The organism is Enterococcus eurekensis, from assembly GCF_042654605.1.
In the GTDB taxonomy this organism is placed as follows: domain Bacteria; phylum Bacillota; class Bacilli; order Lactobacillales; family Enterococcaceae; genus Enterococcus_I; species Enterococcus_I eurekensis.
This window is the reverse complement of sequence record NZ_JBHSGT010000071.1, coordinates 1-546: the sequence shown is the minus strand read 5'-3', so window position 1 is coordinate 546 and position 546 is coordinate 1. Positions and strand designations below refer to the sequence as shown.

Below are 546 nucleotides of genomic sequence, written 5' to 3'. Positions count from 1 at the left end.
GTTCATCCGCACCCTTTGGGTGTACAAAAAGAACCCCAATCTGCTATGGTTAAAGTGACTAAACCTAACCAAAGAAAGGGGTTCTCTCAATGGCAACTTTACACGAAAATCGTCTACTTTTCAATTCAAACGTTACAGTATCTCACTCTGGTGGAAATTTATCCTCAGATTCCGGCTTAATATTAGTAAAAGAATTCATGGACAAATTTAAGTTTAGCCGAATCCTACGTAAAAACATCCAGATTCAAGATGACCGACTGTATCATATTCATGAAAATGAATCCATTCTGGAACAAATCATCTTACAGTTAATTGCAGGCTATCCTACGGATTCTTCTGCCAATATATTAGCAACTGATCCTATCTTTCAAGCTGTTTTAAACAAAAAACGGTTGGCTTCACAGTCATCTATTTCCCGCTTCTGGGATCGGATGACAACAGAAAATATCATTCAACTTCAAAAGGTTAACCAAATTTTGATTGATAAAGCACGTAGGATAAGAAATACGAATGAAATGATTTTAGATTTAGATTCCACTCACAGCG

The 546-nt window shown here is 36.4% G+C and carries 1 protein-coding gene; it reads left to right on the top strand.

Annotation, left to right across the window (positions count from 1 at the left end):
• Window positions 1-89 precede the first annotated feature (89 nt).
• On the top strand, window positions 90-546 hold a 457-nt coding region (locus tag ACFO3L_RS11425; RefSeq protein ID WP_379967687.1), incomplete at its 3' end, for a transposase.